We start from the raw sequence: 16,325 nt of genomic DNA, 5'->3' as shown, positions 1-16,325 counted from the left end.
AAGAAAATTGGTGCGCATTATAGCCAATATGTGCCCTATGTCATAAAGTTATAGGCTTATTTTTGGAACCCGGAGGCAGCGTATGGTAACGCTCTCGCGTCTTTTTATTCATCCCGTTAAATCCATGCGCGGCATGGGCCTGACCCACGCCTTTGCCGATATCAGCGGCCTGGCCTTCGATCGCCTGTTTATGGTCACCGAAACCGACGGCACCTTTATTACCGCCCGTCAGTTTCCGCAAATGGTGAAATTTATTCCGGCGCCGCTGCATGATGGCCTTCACCTGACCGCACCGGACGGCAGCAGCGCCGTGGTGCGTTTTAACGATTTCGCCCCTCAGGCCGAGCCGACAGAAGTCTGGGGCAACCATTTTACCGCCCTTATCGCGCCCGCCGCCGTTAATCAGTGGCTCAGCGGCTTTTTCAATCGCGATGTCCAGCTGCGCTGGCTGGGGCCACAGTTAACCCGCCGGGTGAAGCGCCACGATGCGGTACCGCTCTCCTTCGCCGACGGCTACCCTTACCTGCTGGCTAACGAGGCCTCGCTGCGCGACCTGCAGCAGCGCTGCCCGGCAAGCGTAAGCATAGAACAGTTTCGCCCTAATCTCGTGGTCACCGGCGCGGCGGCCTGGGATGAAGACAGCTGGAAAGTGATCCGCGTCGGCGAGGTGGTATTTGACGTCGCCAAGCCGTGCAGCCGCTGCATTTTTACCACCGTCAGTCCGGAGCGCGGGCAGAAGCATCCCAGCGGAGAGCCGCTGGAAACCTTAAAGCGCTTCCGCACCGCGCAGGATAATGGCGATGTCGACTTTGGTCAGAACCTGATAGCCCGTAACAGCGGCGTGATCCGGGTGGGGGATGAAGTGGAAATCCTCGCCCGCGGCCCGGCGAAAGCCTACGGCGCCGGCGAAAGCGACGATACCCCGGCTCCCGAGGCGCAGCAGCAGGCCACGGTTGCCATTGAATGGCAGGGTCAACAATTTACCGGCAATAACCAGCAGGTGCTGCTGGAACAACTGGAGCAACAGGGCATTCGCGTACCCTACTCGTGTCGGGCGGGGATCTGCGGCAGCTGCCGCATCCGTCTTGAAGAGGGGGAAGTGAGTCCGTTAAAGAAAAATGCGGTCGCCGGAGATGGCACCATTCTCGCCTGCAGCTGCGTGCCGAAAACGGCCCTGCGCCTGGCGCCTTAAACCGCCTGTCCCAGGCTGTAGCTGACCGCGCTTTGCGCCGGCTGCAGCCTGTCGTTCATGATTTTAATCACATCGCCCAGCTGCATAACGCGGCCGGCAAGCGTGAGACCCGGCTGGGCCAGCAGACAAAGCGCGGCGTTATCGCCCGGCTCCACCACCAGCAAATTGACCTGCTCGCCGGTATCGCTCAGCCAGACGCAGGCCGCGTCGCCGCCGCTCGGCTGCCAGTGATGGGGATGGGCGACGAAGTGCCAGCTTTTCGGCATCTGCGGTTTGAGAAAACGGATCGCGGTTAATGCGTTGAGGACTAATTCCGCCCGCTGCTCTTTCGACAACTCGAAATCGCGGCATTTTTCTTCAAAGGAGAAATAGAGCGCGGCGTCATCGACGCAGAATCCCGATGGGGCAAAAGCGTCCGGGGTCAGCATGCGCCGGGCGAAGCGCGAGCGAAATAACATGCCATTGGCCAGATCGAGCATCATGCGGTCGTGCTCTTCATCGTAATACCAACGCCAGTTATCGTCAGGTTTAATCCGCATTTTTCCCCCTGTCCCCTTTCATACGCCTCTGCAAAGTTGTTGCGACTTGCCGCAGAATATTTTCTAAAATTAAGAAAAGTCTAAAATGTTTAAATAAGCAACAGTGAGGGAATATAAAACAACCAGGGCCGGAAATAAAGCCCTGGGTGGGATTCAGAGGAGGAAAAGATTAGATGTGGGTAACAATTTCTTTAATCAGCGGCGGACCTTTAAAAATAAATCCGGAATAGATCTGCACCAGCGATGCTCCGGCGGCCATCTTTTCCCGCGCGGCAATCACGGAATCAATGCCGCCCACGCCAATGATAGGCAAGCGGCCATTGAGCTCAGCGGAGAGCATACGGATAATTTCGGTACTTTTTAATTGTAATGGACGACCGCTAAGTCCGCCGGTCTCATCGCAATGTTTCATTCCCTGAACCAGAGAACGATCGAGGGTGGTATTGGTGGCAATCACGCCATCAATATTATGACGCACGAGGCTATCGGCAACCTGGATCAATTCCTCAGGCAAAAGATCCGGCGCGATCTTCACGGCGACCGGAACATATTTTTGATGCTTCTGCTGCAGCTCAAGCTGCTTATTTTTAATACCGGAGAGTAAATCATCGAGCGCTTCGCCGTATTGCAGCGTGCGCAGCCCCGGGGTATTCGGCGAGGAGATATTAATGGCGATATAGCCGGCGTAGGGATAGACTTTTTCCATACAAATCAGGTAATCATCTTTCCCGTGCTCAACCGGCGTGTCTTTATTTTTGCCGATATTGATGCCCAGCACGCCGTCAAAATGCGCCTTCTTCACGTTCTCAACCAGGTTATCGACGCCATGGTTATTAAAGCCCATGCGGTTGATCAACCCCTCGGCATCCACCAGACGGAAGATCCTTGGCTTATCGTTGCCCGGCTGCGGACGCGGCGTCACGGTGCCGATCTCAATGGATCCAAAACCCATCGCGCCCAGCGCGTCAATGCATTCCCCGTTTTTATCCAGCCCGGCCGCCAGACCCAGCGGGTTTTTAAAGGTCAGCCCCATGCAGGTGACAGGCCTGGCCGGCACCTTCTGGCGAACCAGTATTTCCAGCGGCGTCCCGGTGACACGGCGTAATTGTTGAAAGGTAACTTCATGAGCGCGCTCAGGATCGAGCTGAAAAAGGGCTTTACGAACGAAGGGGTAGTACATGAACTCTCCTGGATTCCCGGTGTGCAAACCGGGGGCGTATTATGTGCGATCTGTTGCGGAAAGGGAATTGACCTGCGACAAAAAATCCCCCATCAGCGCAAACGATTACCTCCCCGCGCGCCGTTATGCGCTTTTCGGCTATCTAACGGTGGATAAATCATTTAGGGAAAGAATGGCCCTCTGTCACACTCACTACAAATGTTATCAATTATAGATAAATGCAAACATTTAGTTATAAGGAGAGAGAGATGCGCGTCATTACGCTTGCGGGCAGCCCGCGTTACCCTTCCCGTTCCAGCGCCCTGCTGGAATACGCCAGAGAGACGCTCACCGCCGCCGATATCGAAGTCTGCCACTGGCATCTGCAGAACTTTGCCCCGGAAGACCTCCTGTACGCTCGCTTCGACAACCCGGCGCTGCAGACGCTCAATGAGCAGCTGGCCGGGGCTGACGGACTGATCATCGCCACGCCGGTGTATAAAGCCTCGTTTTCCGGCGCCCTGAAAACGCTGCTCGACCTGCTTCCTGAACGGGCGCTGGAGGGCAAAATCGTGCTGCCGCTGGCCACCGGCGGCACCATCGCCCACATGCTGGCGGTGGACTACGCACTGAAGCCGGTGCTGAATGCCCTCAAGGCTCAGGAGATCCTCCATGGCGTCTTCGCCGACGACAGCCAGGTGACCGATTACCAGCACAAGCCGCAGTTTACCCCGAACCTGCAGCGGCGCCTCGATGAAGCCCTGGAGACCTTCTGGCAGGCGCTGCATCGCCCCAGCAGCCGCGCCCCGTCGTTAACGTCTCTGCGTGGGGTGGAACATGCTTAATCCTCTCCGCGCTCTGACCCTCGGCGGGCTGCTGCTGTTCTCCGCCCTGGGCCATGCCGCCCCGGCGGCGCCTGACGCCCTGCGCATCGGCTATCAGAAAGGCAGCGTCAGCATGGTGCTGGCGAAAAGCCATCAGCTGCTGGAGCAGCGCTACCCGCAAACCCATATTTCGTGGATTGAATTCCCGGCCGGTCCGCAGATGCTGGAGGCGCTGAACGTCGGCAGCATCGATATTGGCAGCACTGGCGACATTCCGCCTATCTTTGCGCAGGCGGCCGGCGCCGATCTGGTGTATATCGGTTCGGAACCGCCAAAGCCCAAAGCGGAAGTGATTCTGGTGGCGCAGGGCAGCCCGATTCATAACGTTGCTGAGCTAAAAGGGAAAAAGGTCGCTTTTCAGAAAGGCTCCAGCTCCCACAATCTGCTGCTGCGCGCCCTGCAGCTCGCAGGTTTGAAGTTTAGCGACATTCAGCCGGTCTATCTCGCCCCCGCCGATGCGCGCGCCGCCTTCCAGCAGGGCAATGTCGACGCCTGGGCGATCTGGGATCCGTATTACTCGGCCGCGCTGCTGCAGGGCGGCGCCCGGGTACTGACCGACGGAACCGACCTGAAACAGACGGGATCCTTCTATCTCGCTTCCCGCCCTTACGCTGAACGCAATGGCGCCTTTATTGAGGGCGTACTCGATACCTTTACCCAGGCCGATGCCCTGACCCATAGCCAGCGTGCGCAAAGCATTACGCTGCTGGCAAAAACGATGGGATTACCGGAAGCGGTGATCGCCAGCTACCTGGACCATCGTCCCCCCACCTCGGTGACCCCGGTGAGCGCTGAAACCGCCGCTCGCCAGCAGCAGACGGCCGACCTGTTCTATGAGAACAAGCTGGTGCCGAAAAAAGTTGATATCCGGGCCCGCATCTGGCAGCCCGCCGCCGCACAAGGAGCGAAATCATGAGTCTGAATATGTTCTGGTTTTTACCGACCCATGGTGATGGTCGTTATCTGGGTACCGAAGAGGGAGCCCGTCCGGTCGATTACGGCTATCTGCAGCAAATCGCGCAGACGGCGGATCGGCTGGGATTCACCGGCGTACTGATCCCGACCGGGCGCTCATGTGAAGATGCCTGGCTGGTTGCGGCCTCGATGATCCCGGTAACGCAGCGGCTGAAATTTCTTGTCGCCCTGAGGCCAAGCGTGGTGTCGCCGACGGTGGCCGCGCGCCAGGCGGCGACCCTGGACCGACTGTCGAACGGCCGGGCGCTGTTCAATCTGGTCACCGGCAGCGATCCCGCCGAGCTGGCAGGCGACGGTGTCTTCCTCGACCACACCGAGCGCTATGAGGCCTCGGCTGAATTCACCCATATCTGGCGCAAGCTGATGGAGGGGGAGACTGTCACCTTTAACGGCAAGCACCAGCGCGTTCGCGACGCCAAACTGCTGTTCCCGCCGCTCCAGCAGCCGCGTCCGCCGCTCTATTTCGGCGGATCGTCTGAGGTGGCGCAGGATCTGGCCGCTGAGCAGGTCGATCTCTATCTTACCTGGGGCGAACCGCCGGCCCAGGTGGCAGAGAAGATAGCTCAGGTGCGGGAGAAAGCCGCCCGGCACGGTCGCCGGGTGCGGTTTGGCATCCGCCTGCACGTGATCGTGCGGGAAACCAATGAGGAAGCCTGGCAGGCGGCGGACAGCCTTATCTCCCATCTGGATGATGAGACTATCGCCCGCGCCCAGGCGGCCTTCGCCAGAACCGACTCCGTCGGCCAACAGCGGATGGCGGCGCTGCACAATGGTCGACGCGATAAGCTGGAAATCAGCCCCAACCTGTGGGCTGGCGTCGGTTTAGCGCGCGGCGGCGCCGGGACCGCGCTGGTGGGCGATGCCGCTACCGTTGCCGAACGGATCAATGAATACGCCGCGCTGGGTATCGATAGCTTTATCTTCTCCGGCTATCCGCATCTGGAAGAGGCGTATCGGGTCGGCGAGCTGCTGTTCCCGCTGCTCGACGTCGCGGTGCCGTCTGTTCCGCAGCCGCACAACCTGCGTCTGCAGGGGGAAGCCGTCGCTAACGAGTTTATCCCGCGTAAAGTGGCGCAGAGCTGAGGAGGCACTGATGGCAAAATCAACCCATCCCCTGTTGTTACGCCTCGCCCCCTGGCTGCTTCCGGTGGGAACGGTCATTGTCTGGCAGTTGGCGTCGTCCGTCGGCTGGCTGTCGACGCGGGTGCTGCCCTCGCCGGAGGGCGTTTTGAAAGCGTTCTGGACGCTCTCGGCCAGCGGTGAGCTGTGGCAGCATCTGGCCATTAGCTCGTGGCGGGCGCTGGTCGGCTTCGCCATCGGCGGCTCCATTGGACTGGTGCTCGGCCTGATCAGCGGTCTGTCACGCTGGGGCGAGCGCCTGCTGGACACGTCGATCCAGATGCTGCGCAATGTGCCGCACCTGGCGCTGATCCCACTGGTGATCTTGTGGTTCGGCATCGATGAGACCGCCAAGATCTTTCTCGTATCGCTGGGCACCTTGTTCCCGATCTATATCAATACCTGGCACGGGATCCGCAATATCGACCGTGGGCTGGTGGAGATGGCGCGCAGCTATGGTTTATCCGGCTTTGCTCTTTTCCGTCACGTGATTTTACCCGGCGCCCTGCCCTCGATTATGGTCGGCGTGCGTTTTGCACTCGGTCTGATGTGGCTGACGCTTATTGTCGCCGAAACCATCTCGGCGAACGCCGGTATCGGCTACCTGGCGATGAATGCGCGTGAATTTCTGCAAACCGACGTGGTGGTGGTCGCCATCATTCTTTACGCCATTCTTGGCAAACTGGCCGACGTCAGCGCCCAGCTGCTGGAGCGGCTCTGGCTGCGCTGGAACCCGGCGTATCATCTTCAGGAGGCTAACGCATGAACACTGCCCGTCTGAACCCAGGTATCCCGCTGCTGCTGAACGGGGTGACTAAACGCTATGGCGACAACACCATTCTTAACGAGCTGGATCTGCATATCCCCAGCGGCCAGTTTGTGGCGGTGGTGGGCCGCAGCGGCGGCGGCAAAAGCACCCTGCTGCGCCTGCTGGCGGGCCTGGAAAAGCCGAATGCCGGCGAGCTGCTGGCAGGCGCGACGCCGCTGGCGGCGATCCAGGACGACACCCGGATGATGTTTCAGGATGCGCGCCTGCTGCCGTGGAAAACGGTGATTGATAACGTGGGGCTGGGGTTAAAAGGCGCCTGGCGCGACGCCGCCCTGCAGGCGTTGGCCAGCGTCGGACTCGAGAGCCGCGCGCAGGAGTGGCCGGCGGCGCTGTCGGGCGGGCAGAAGCAGCGCGTTGCGCTGGCCCGCGCACTGATCCATCGCCCGCGCCTGCTGCTGCTGGACGAGCCGCTGGGGGCGCTGGACGCCCTCACCCGTATGGAGATGCAGGAGCTGATCGTCTCCCTGTGGCAGGAGCATGGCTTTACGGTCCTGCTGGTGACCCACGACGTCAGCGAAGCCGTGGCGATGGCCGACCGGGTGCTGTTGATTGAAGAGAAGAAGATCGGTCTCGATTTGAACGTGGATATTCCGCGACCACGGCGCACCGGTTCGGCGAAGCTGGCCGAGCTGGAGGCGGAGGTGCTGGATCGGGTGATGAAACGCGGCAAGAGCGAGAGCGCACCGCGTTTGTTTAGTCATGGCTAACTAACGTCCCCGGCCCGCGCTTCGCTCGGCCGGGCTACCAAATCGCACAGCGCTGTAGCCCCGGTAAGCGAGAGCGCAACCGGGGATTTTGCCACCGTTACGCCAGCGCCTTACTGATTTTCTCGTACAGATCGCCTGAGAGATCCTTCAGCCCCTTCAGCTGCTCCAGCGCGGCGCGCATCAGCGCCTGGCGCTTCTCATCATAACGCTTCAGACGAATCAACGGCTCAATCAGTCGCGATGCGACCTGCGGGTTGCGCTGGTTAAGCTCGGTCAGCATCTCCACCAGGAACTGGTAGCCGCTACCGTCTTCAGCATGGAACGCCGCCGGGTTGCTGCTGGCGAAAGCGCCGATGAGCGACCGCACGCGGTTCGGGTTGCTCATGCTGAACGAACGATGGTTCAGCAGACCGCGTACCGTTTCGACCACATTGGCCGCCGGACTGGTGGACTGCAGGATAAACCACTTGTCCATCACCAGGCCGTCCTGATGCCATTTGTCGTCATACTCCTGCATCAGCGCATCGCGGCACGGCAGCTCAGCGGCAACCGCCGCCGACAGCGCGGCCAGCGCGTCGGTCATGTTATCCGCCTGGTGATACTGCGCCGCCACCAGCTTATCGCCCAGCGTCGGCTCTGCGAACGCCAGATAGCGCAGGCAGGTATTGCGCAGGGCTCGCTTACCGATATCGGCGTGCTCCACCCGGTAGCTGTCGAGCTTATTGGCGTTATATACCGCGAGGAATTCGTCCGCCAGCTCGTTCGCCAGGGTGCGGGTGAGCGCCTCGCGCACGGTGGCGATGGCGATAGGATCGATAATGGCGAACATCTCGGCGATTTCGTTGGCCGACGGCAGGGTTAAGATCTCGGCGGCCAGCGCCGGGTCAATCTTCTCGTCGAGCAGAATCGCGCGGAAGGCGTCCGCCACGTGCACCGGCAGCGACAGCGGCTGTCCCTGCTGATGACGGTTGACGTTCAGCTTGATGTAGGTCGCCAGCAGACTCTGCGCCGCATCCCAGCGCGAGAAATCATTCCGCGCATGGCGCATCAGGAAGGTCAGCTGCTGATCGCTCCACTTGTATTCCAGTTTCACCGGTGCTGAAAACTCGCACAGCAGGGCCGGGACCGGCTGGAAATAGACATTATCAAAGACGAAGGTCTGCTCAGCCTGGGTCACATTAAGCACCGGGTGCAGCGGATGACCGCCCTTCTGCAGGGGGATCACCTTACCTTCGTTATCGTACAGCTCGATGGCAAACGGAATATGCAGCGGCTGTTTCTCAGCCTGCTCGGCGGTCGGCGGCGTGCGCTGGCTGATGGTCAGCGTATACTGCTCGGTTTCCGGGTTATAGTCGTCGTGGACGGTGACAATCGGCGTACCGGACTGGCTGTACCAGCGGCGGAAGTGCGACAGGTCGACGTTAGAAGCATCTTCCATCGCCTGGACGAAATCGTCGCAGGTGGCGGCGCTGCCGTCATGACGTTCGAAATATAGCTGCATCCCTTTCTGGAAGTTTTCTTCACCCAGCAGCGTGTGCAGCATGCGGATCACTTCGGCACCCTTTTCATAGACCGTCAGGGTATAGAAGTTATTCATCTCGATAACCATATCCGGGCGGATCGGGTGCGCCATCGGGCTGGCGTCTTCGGCAAACTGCAGCCCGCGCATGGTGCGCACGTTGTTAATGCGGTTCACCGCCCGCGAGCCGAGGTCGGAACTGAACTCCTGATCGCGGAACACGGTCAGCCCCTCTTTCAGGCTGAGCTGGAACCAGTCGCGACAGGTGACGCGGTTGCCGGTCCAGTTATGGAAATACTCATGGCCAATCACCCGCTCGATATCGAGGTAGTCTTTATCGGTGGCAGTGTCGGTGCGGGCCAGGACATATTTGGAGTTAAAGACGTTCAGCCCTTTGTTTTCCATCGCTCCCATATTGAAGAAGTCGACGGCGACAATCATATAGATGTCGAGGTCGTACTCGAGGCCAAAGCGCTCCTCATCCCATTTCATGGAGTTTTTCAGCGAGGTCATCGCCCACGGCGCGCGGTCGAGGTTACCGCGGTCGACGTACAATTCCAGCGCCACTTCACGCCCGGAGCGGGTGGTAAAAGTGTCGCGCAGGACGTCGAAATCACCGGCCACCAGCGCAAACAGGTAGCACGGCTTCGGGAAGGGATCCTGCCACTGTACCCAGTGACGACCGTTCTCCAGTTCCCCTTCCGCCATCCGGTTGCCGTTGGAGAGCAGGAACGGATATTTGGCTTTATCGGCGATAATTTTGGTGGTAAAGCGCGCCAGCACATCCGGACGGTCCAGGTACCAGGTGATATGGCGGAAACCTTCCGCTTCACACTGGGTGCACAGCGCTTCGCCTGACTGATACAGGCCTTCCAGCGCGGTGTTCGCCGCCGGGCTGATCTCATTGACGATGGTCAGGGTGAAATGCTCCGGCAGGCCGCCGATCACCAGCTGATTATTTTCTTCTTTATAGTCGCTCCACGGCTGGCCGTTCACCTGCAGAGCGATCAGGGTCAGATCTTCGCCGTCCAGGCGCAATGGCACATCAGACGCAGCCGCATGGCGGGAGACCTTGCTCTCGGCCGTAACAACGGTTTTTGCGGCATCCAGGTCAAAGGTCAAATCGATATCGCTAATCAGATACTCCGGCGCACGATAGTCGTGGCGGTATTTGGCTTGGGGCTGTTGTGTCATAAAAAACCTTTAGCATCTTCGGTAAAGTGTCGTCCCAGTCTATTCCTGTTGTGTCAATCGCGCTATGCAGAATCTTCATCTTTTCAACGTGAAACACGAAAATCGCTACATTTTGTTAACACTCGTGGCACGAATTGCCCTCGACCCGACGCAAAGCTTATGGTGTGATCCATGTTCAATATATTAAACTAGGCCTCGCAAATGACCGTCAGCGTCGCCATCGCTCTCCATCGCGGGACAGAGCCGGGTAATAAAGGTATACTCCGCCTCCTTTTTCCGCGTTGGTTTCGATGGAACGCTCCAGTGAGAGGATGCTACTGCGCACCATGACACAATTCACTTCTCCTGTACTGCATTCGCTGCTTGATACGGATGCCTACAAGCTGCACATGCAGCAGGCTGTCTTCCACCGCTACGGCGATGTACATGTGGCGGCGGAGTTTCGCTGCCGTGGAGACGACCTGCTCGGCATTTATGCCGACGCGATCCGCGAGCAGGTGGAGTCCATGCGCGATCTGAGGCTGCGGGATGATGAATATCGCTGGCTGTCCACCCTTCCCTTTTTTCGCCAGGATTACCTCGACTGGCTGCGCGATTTTCGCTATGACCCGCGCCAGGTCACGGTCGCCAATGACAACGGCAAGCTGAACATTCGCCTCACCGGCCCGTGGCGGGAAGCCATCATGTGGGAAGTCCCCCTGCTGGCGGTGATAAGCGAGCTGGTCCATCGCTACCGTTCACCCGAGATGGGCGTTGAACAAGCGCTAAACGCGCTGGAGCATAAGCTAGGCGACTTCGCCACCATGACCGCTGACCTCGATATGAGCGCCTTCCGCCTGATGGATTTCGGCACCCGCCGTCGTTTTTCACGCGATGTACAGGAAGCCATTGTGCAACGCCTGCAGCAGGAGCCCTGGTTTGTCGGCACCAGCAACTACGATCTGGCGCGCCGTCTGAACTTAACCCCGATGGGCACCCAGGCCCATGAGTGGTTCCAGGCCCACCAGCAGATCAGCCCGAACCTGGCCAGCAGCCAGCGGGCGGCCCTCGCCGCCTGGCTGGAAGAGTATCCTGACCAGCTGGGCATCGCGCTGACCGACTGCATCACCATGGATGCGTTCCTGCGCGATTTCGGTCCGGAGTTCGCCACCCGCTATCAGGGTTTGCGCCACGACTCCGGCGACCCGGTGGAATGGGGTGAAAAAGCCATCGCCCATTACCAGAAGCTGGGCATCGATCCGCTGAGCAAAGTGCTGGTCTTCTCCGATAATCTCGACCTGGCGAAAGCCGTCGACCTGTATCGCCACTTCGCCTCGCGGGTGAAGCTGAGCTTTGGAATTGGCACTCGTTTAACCTGCGATCTGCCGCAGGTTAAACCGCTCAATATCGTGATTAAGCTGGTGGAATGTAACGGCAAGCCGGTGGCGAAACTCTCCGACAGCCCGGGGAAAACCATCTGCCACGATAAGGCCTTCGTCCGCGCCCTGCGCGAGGCGTTCGACCTGCCGCCGATTAAAAAGGCAAGCTAATTTCCCTAAGGAGCCTTTCAGGCTCCTTTTTCTTTATTATTTATTGCCGAATTATCCGGTTATGATGCGAAATCTACTTGTCTGATGGAAGATGACAGGTAACATAGATATCCCCCCGCTGTAGGGGGAAGAGACTTTTTTATTGGACTATATAGAGAGATTATTATGAGCGTTGTGCCTGTAGCCGACGTACTCCAGGGCCGCGTTGCCGTTGACAGCGAAGTCACGGTCCGCGGATGGGTGCGTACCCGCCGAGATTCAAAAGCTGGCTTTTCATTCCTCGCCGTCTATGACGGTTCCTGCTTTGATCCTGTACAGGCCGTTATTAATAATTCTCTGCCCAATTACAATCAGGAAGTGCTGCGTCTGACCACCGGTTGCTCGGTGATTGTCACCGGTAAAGTCGTGGCTTCCCAGGGCCAGGGTCAAAGCTTTGAGATCCAGGCGACCAACGTGGAAGTGACCGGCTGGGTGGAAGATCCGGACACCTACCCGATGGCGGCCAAGCGTCACAGCATCGAGTATCTGCGTGAAGTGGCCCACCTGCGTCCGCGCACCAACCTGATCGGCGCGGTTGCCCGCGTGCGTCACACCCTGGCGCAGGCGCTGCATCGCTTCTTTGATGAGCAGGGCTTCTTCTGGGTCTCCACCCCGCTGATTACTGCCTCCGATACCGAAGGCGCCGGCGAAATGTTCCGCGTGTCGACGCTGGATCTGGAAAACCTGCCGCGTAACGATCAGGGCAAAGTCGATTTCGACAAAGACTTCTTCGGTAAAGAGTCGTTCCTGACCGTTTCCGGCCAGCTGAACGGCGAGACCTATGCCTGCGCGCTGTCGAAGATTTACACCTTCGGCCCGACCTTCCGTGCGGAAAACTCCAACACCAGCCGCCACCTGGCGGAGTTCTGGATGCTGGAGCCGGAAGTGGCCTTCGCTAACCTGAACGATGTTGCCGGCCTGGCGGAAGCGATGCTCAAGTACGTCTTTAAAGCGGTACTGGAAGAGCGCGCGGACGACATGCAGTTCTTCGCCGAGCGCGTTGATAAAGACGCTATCGACCGTCTGCAGCGCTTTATCACCGCTGATTTTGCGCAGGTGGATTATACCGACGCCGTCACTATTCTGGAAAACTGCGGCAAGCAGTTCGAGAACCCGGTCTACTGGGGCGTGGATCTCTCCTCCGAGCACGAACGTTACCTGGCTGAAGAACACTTCAAAGCGCCGGTGGTAGTGAAAAACTATCCGAAAGATATTAAAGCCTTCTACATGCGCCTTAACGAAGACGGTAAAACCGTCGCGGCAATGGACGTCCTGGCGCCGGGTATTGGCGAGATCATCGGCGGTTCCCAACGTGAAGAGCGCCTCGACGTGCTCGACGCGCGTATGGCCGAGATGGGTCTGAATAAAGAAGACTACTGGTGGTATCGCGACCTGCGCCGCTACGGCACCGTTCCACACTCCGGCTTTGGCCTGGGCTTCGAGCGTCTGATTGCCTACGTGACCGGCGTGCAGAACGTCCGCGATGTCATCCCGTTCCCGCGGACCCCGCGCAACGCGACATTCTAAATTTTTCTGACATAAACCTGAAAGGCCAGCGCAAGCTGGCCTTTTTTTATGTCAATTACTGTTATCAAAATTCAACAAACTTAAACATCAAGGCCTCGGATTCACATTTATGTTACGCACTGTTTCGGTGCATCCGGGTGATGCAGATCGCACTTTATGTTCATAACAGAGCAAAACCCCTGATAAATTTGCTCATTTTTTAACCACGCTCCGCACGTCTTGCCAAGACAAAGGCTGAATAAAAAGAAGGCGAATTCAACACACAAAATGAGCAAATTTACGCTTATCCAAATTAATCATAAATAATTCATATAGATAGATATGGAAAGGCGATTTACCTCACCATGTGGAACGGAATTTTGATTAAGTTCACAAAGTTCCCAGAAATACATATTTAGTTACATGTTTTTTCGTTTTGTTACTCATATGAGATATTAGTAGCATTTTCCGGCTAGCGAAACGTTGTCGCGGATGGAAAGATGCCTTCAGACACCAAACTCTCATCAATGGTTCTGTAAGTTTTTATTGACAGAACTTATTGACGGCAGTGGCACGTGTTCATATAAAAAATATTAATGAGGGTAATAAATAATGATGAAGCGCAATATTCTGGCAGTGGTGATCCCTGCCCTGCTGGTAGCCGGTGCAGCTAACGCTGCAGAAATCTATAACAAAAACGGCAACAAACTGGACTTCTACGGAAAAATGGTCGGCGAGCACGTCTGGACCACCAATGGCGACACCAGCAGCGACGATACCACCTACGCCCGTATCGGCCTGAAAGGCGAAACCCAGATCAACGATCAGCTGACCGGCTACGGTCAGTGGGAATACAACATGGACGCCTCCAATGTTGAAGGTTCCCAGCCGACGAAAACCCGTCTGGCGTTCGCAGGTCTGAAAGCGGGCGAGTATGGTTCATTCGACTACGGCCGTAACTACGGCGCGATCTACGACGTCGAAGCAGCAACCGATATGCTGGTTGAATGGGGTGGCGACGGTTGGAACTACACCGACAACTACATGACCGGCCGTACCAACGGCGTGGCAACCTACCGTAACTCTGACTTCTTCGGTCTGGTTGACGGCCTGAGCTTCGCGCTGCAGTACCAGGGTAAAAACGACCACGACCGTTCGATTCACAAGCAGAATGGCGACGGCTTCAGCACCGCGGCGACCTACGCGTTCGACAACGGTATCGCGCTGTCTGCTGGCTACTCCGGCTCCAACCGCAGCGTAGACCAGAAAGCTGACGGCAATGGCGACAAAGCCGAAGCCTGGGCAACCTCTGCAAAATATGACGCCAACAATGTCTACGCGGCCGTCATGTACTCCCAGACTTACAACATGACCCCGGAAAACCAGGGTAACTACTTCGCTGGCAAAACCCAGAACTTCGAAGCCGTTGTACAGTATCAGTTCGACTTCGGCCTGCGTCCGTCCATCGGCTACGTACAGACCAAAGGCAAAGACCTGCAGGCGCGCGGCGGCTTCTCCGGCGGCGATGCGGATCTGGTTAAATACGTCGAAGTGGGTACCTGGTACTACTTCAACAAGAACATGAACGTTTATGCGGCGTACAAGTTCAACCAACTGGACGACAACGCTTATACGCGTGAAGCTGGCGTAGCGACCGACGACCAGGCGGCCGTGGGTATCGTTTACCAGTTCTAATCTGCAGTACACCCCTTCGTGATATGCCTTCAGAGCAGGACTTCGGTCCTGCTTTTCTCTATTCCTGAGGCAAAGATCGTATCTTTCGAAAACCTTCGCGCTTTTTATCGCAAACGGTTGGCAATTCGTTGTTCTCCCGTTAACCTGATAGCGGATTTCCCTTCAGTAATCACAATGGAACCTCGTCATGTTTGAGAACATTACCGCCGCCCCAGCCGACCCGATTTTAGGTCTGGCCGATCTGTTTCGTGCCGATGACCGCCCTGAAAAGATTAACCTCGGAATTGGTGTTTACAAGGATGAAACCGGTAAAACACCCGTTCTGACCAGCGTCAAAAAAGCAGAGCAGTACCTGCTGGAAAATGAAACGACTAAAAACTATCTGGGCATCGATGGTATTCCTGAATTTGGTCGCTGCACCCAGGAGCTGCTGTTCGGTAAAGGCAATGCGATTATCGCCGATAAACGCGCCCGCACCGCGCAGACCCCGGGCGGTACCGGTGCGCTGCGCGTCGCCGCAGACTTCCTCGCCAAAAACACCGACGTGAAACGCGTGTGGGTAAGCAATCCAAGCTGGCCAAACCATAAGAGTGTGTTTACCTCCGCCGGGCTGGAAGTACGTGAATATGCCTACTACGATGCGGCTAACCACGCGCTGGACTTTGATGGTCTGCTGGCCAGCCTGAACGAAGCCCAGGCGGGCGACGTGGTACTGTTCCACGGCTGCTGCCACAACCCGACCGGTATCGATCCGACGCTCGAACAGTGGCAGACGCTGGCGCAGCTGTCGGTCGAGAAAGGCTGGCTGCCGCTGTTCGATTTCGCCTACCAGGGCTTCGCCCGCGGTCTGGAAGAAGATGCTGAAGGGTTGCGCGCCTTTGCTGCTCTGCATAAAGAGCTGCTGGTCGCCAGCTCCTACTCGAAAAACTTTGGCCTGTACAACGAGCGCGTCGGCGCCTGCACCCTGGTCGCCGCCGATCAGGAGACCGTAGACCGCGCGTTCAGCCAGATGAAGTCGGTGATCCGCGCTAACTACTCCAACCCGCCAGCGCACGGCGCGTCCGTGGTCGCGACCATCCTGAGCAACGATGCGCTGCGGGCAATCTGGGAGCAGGAGCTGACCGATATGCGCCAGCGCATCCAGCGTATGCGCCTGCTGTTCGTCAACACCCTGCAGGAGAAAGGCGCGAGCCGCGACTTCAGCTTTATCAGCAAGCAGAACGGTATGTTCTCGTTCAGCGGCCTGACTAAAGAGCAAGTGCTGCGTCTGCGTGAAGAGTTCGCCATCTATGCGGTCGCGTCCGGCCGTATCAACGTGGCCGGCATGACGCCTGACAACATGGCGCCGCTGTGTGAAGCCATCGTCGCCGTGCTGTAAGCGATATTATTCGCTATAAAGAAAAAGGCCGCGAATGCGGCCTTTTTTACGTTCGCGTCAG

General features: G+C 57.8%; 13 protein-coding genes. 10 read left to right on the top strand and 3 right to left on the bottom strand.

Translation table 11 applies throughout. The features are described 5' to 3' along the window. The first annotated feature begins 82 nt into the window (after positions 1–82). Positions 83–1,192: a YcbX family protein gene (locus tag ACLH1U_RS15670; RefSeq protein WP_017899457.1), complete on the top strand. Its 1,110-nt coding sequence runs from the start codon at positions 83–85 to the stop codon at positions 1,190–1,192. Here ACLH1U_RS15670 and zapC read toward each other — a convergent pair. Both zapC and pyrD read right to left on the bottom strand, forming a co-directional pair. Next, positions 1,189–1,731 (bottom strand): cell division protein ZapC, encoded by a 543-nt coding sequence (zapC, locus tag ACLH1U_RS15665; protein WP_023289043.1) that lies wholly within the window; start codon positions 1,729–1,731, stop codon positions 1,189–1,191. The two genes, ACLH1U_RS15670 and zapC, sit on opposite strands and share 4 nt — an antisense overlap. A 169-nt stretch (positions 1,732–1,900) precedes the next feature. Continuing rightward, complete coding sequence (gene pyrD, locus ACLH1U_RS15660) at positions 1,901–2,911, bottom strand: quinone-dependent dihydroorotate dehydrogenase (RefSeq protein ID WP_004201417.1); 1,011 nt, start codon at positions 2,909–2,911, stop codon at positions 1,901–1,903. A gap of 248 nt (positions 2,912–3,159) precedes the next feature. Here pyrD and ssuE point away from each other — a divergent pair, with 248 nt between their 5' ends. The 5 genes from ssuE to ssuB are packed head-to-tail and all read left to right on the top strand — an operon-like array spanning position 3,160 to position 7,404. Further along, positions 3,160–3,735: an NADPH-dependent FMN reductase gene (gene ssuE / locus ACLH1U_RS15655; protein ID WP_004201416.1), complete on the top strand. Its 576-nt coding sequence runs from the start codon at positions 3,160–3,162 to the stop codon at positions 3,733–3,735. Continuing rightward, positions 3,728–4,690, top strand: a complete 963-nt coding sequence (locus ACLH1U_RS15650; RefSeq protein ID WP_023289042.1) for a sulfonate ABC transporter substrate-binding protein — start codon at positions 3,728–3,730, stop codon at positions 4,688–4,690. Before ssuE ends, ACLH1U_RS15650 begins: the two co-directional genes overlap by 8 nt. After that, positions 4,687–5,832 (top strand): FMNH2-dependent alkanesulfonate monooxygenase, encoded by a 1,146-nt coding sequence (gene ssuD, locus ACLH1U_RS15645; protein ID WP_023289041.1) that lies wholly within the window; start codon positions 4,687–4,689, stop codon positions 5,830–5,832. The genes ACLH1U_RS15650 and ssuD overlap by 4 nt, the downstream gene beginning before the upstream one ends. 10 nt (positions 5,833–5,842) lie before the next feature. Further along, positions 5,843–6,634, top strand: a complete 792-nt coding sequence (gene ssuC / locus ACLH1U_RS15640) for an aliphatic sulfonate ABC transporter permease SsuC (RefSeq protein ID WP_004201413.1) — start codon at positions 5,843–5,845, stop codon at positions 6,632–6,634. Next, positions 6,631–7,404, top strand: a complete 774-nt coding sequence (gene ssuB / locus ACLH1U_RS15635; protein WP_102003825.1) for an aliphatic sulfonates ABC transporter ATP-binding protein — start codon at positions 6,631–6,633, stop codon at positions 7,402–7,404. The genes ssuC and ssuB overlap by 4 nt, the downstream gene beginning before the upstream one ends. A 97-nt stretch (positions 7,405–7,501) precedes the next feature. Here ssuB and pepN read toward each other — a convergent pair whose 3' ends face one another. Then, positions 7,502–10,117 carry an aminopeptidase N gene (gene pepN, locus ACLH1U_RS15630; RefSeq protein WP_044521934.1) on the bottom strand — a complete coding sequence of 872 codons (2,616 nt, stop codon included), beginning with the start codon at positions 10,115–10,117 and terminating at the stop codon, positions 7,502–7,504. A 326-nt stretch (positions 10,118–10,443) separates the two neighbouring features. Between pepN and pncB the strand changes: the two genes are divergently transcribed. The 4 genes from pncB (at position 10,444) to aspC (ending at position 16,264) form a co-directional block, all read left to right on the top strand. Beyond that, positions 10,444–11,646 (top strand): nicotinate phosphoribosyltransferase, encoded by a 1,203-nt coding sequence (pncB, locus tag ACLH1U_RS15625; protein WP_032428717.1) that lies wholly within the window; start codon positions 10,444–10,446, stop codon positions 11,644–11,646. A gap of 165 nt (positions 11,647–11,811) precedes the next feature. Then, the gene (gene asnS / locus ACLH1U_RS15620; RefSeq protein WP_017899452.1) at positions 11,812–13,212 is read left to right on the top strand and encodes an asparagine--tRNA ligase; all 1,401 of its coding nucleotides are present in this window, start codon (positions 11,812–11,814) and stop codon (positions 13,210–13,212) included. A gap of 591 nt (positions 13,213–13,803) precedes the next feature. After that, the gene (gene ompK35, locus ACLH1U_RS15615) at positions 13,804–14,886 is read left to right on the top strand and encodes a porin OmpK35 (protein WP_004201406.1); all 1,083 of its coding nucleotides are present in this window, start codon (positions 13,804–13,806) and stop codon (positions 14,884–14,886) included. Positions 14,887–15,073: 187 nt separating this feature from the next. Continuing rightward, entirely contained in the window at positions 15,074–16,264 is a 1,191-nt protein-coding gene (aspC, locus tag ACLH1U_RS15610; protein ID WP_023289032.1) for an aspartate transaminase, read from the top strand. Positions 16,265–16,325 lie beyond the last annotated feature (61 nt).

Source organism: Klebsiella sp. 1SOBk5mer (assembly GCF_046603115.1).
GTDB classification, from domain to species: Bacteria; Pseudomonadota; Gammaproteobacteria; order Enterobacterales; family Enterobacteriaceae; genus Klebsiella; species Klebsiella quasipneumoniae.
Note: the sequence above shows the minus strand (reverse complement) of the source record. Positions and strands in the feature narration are given on the sequence as shown.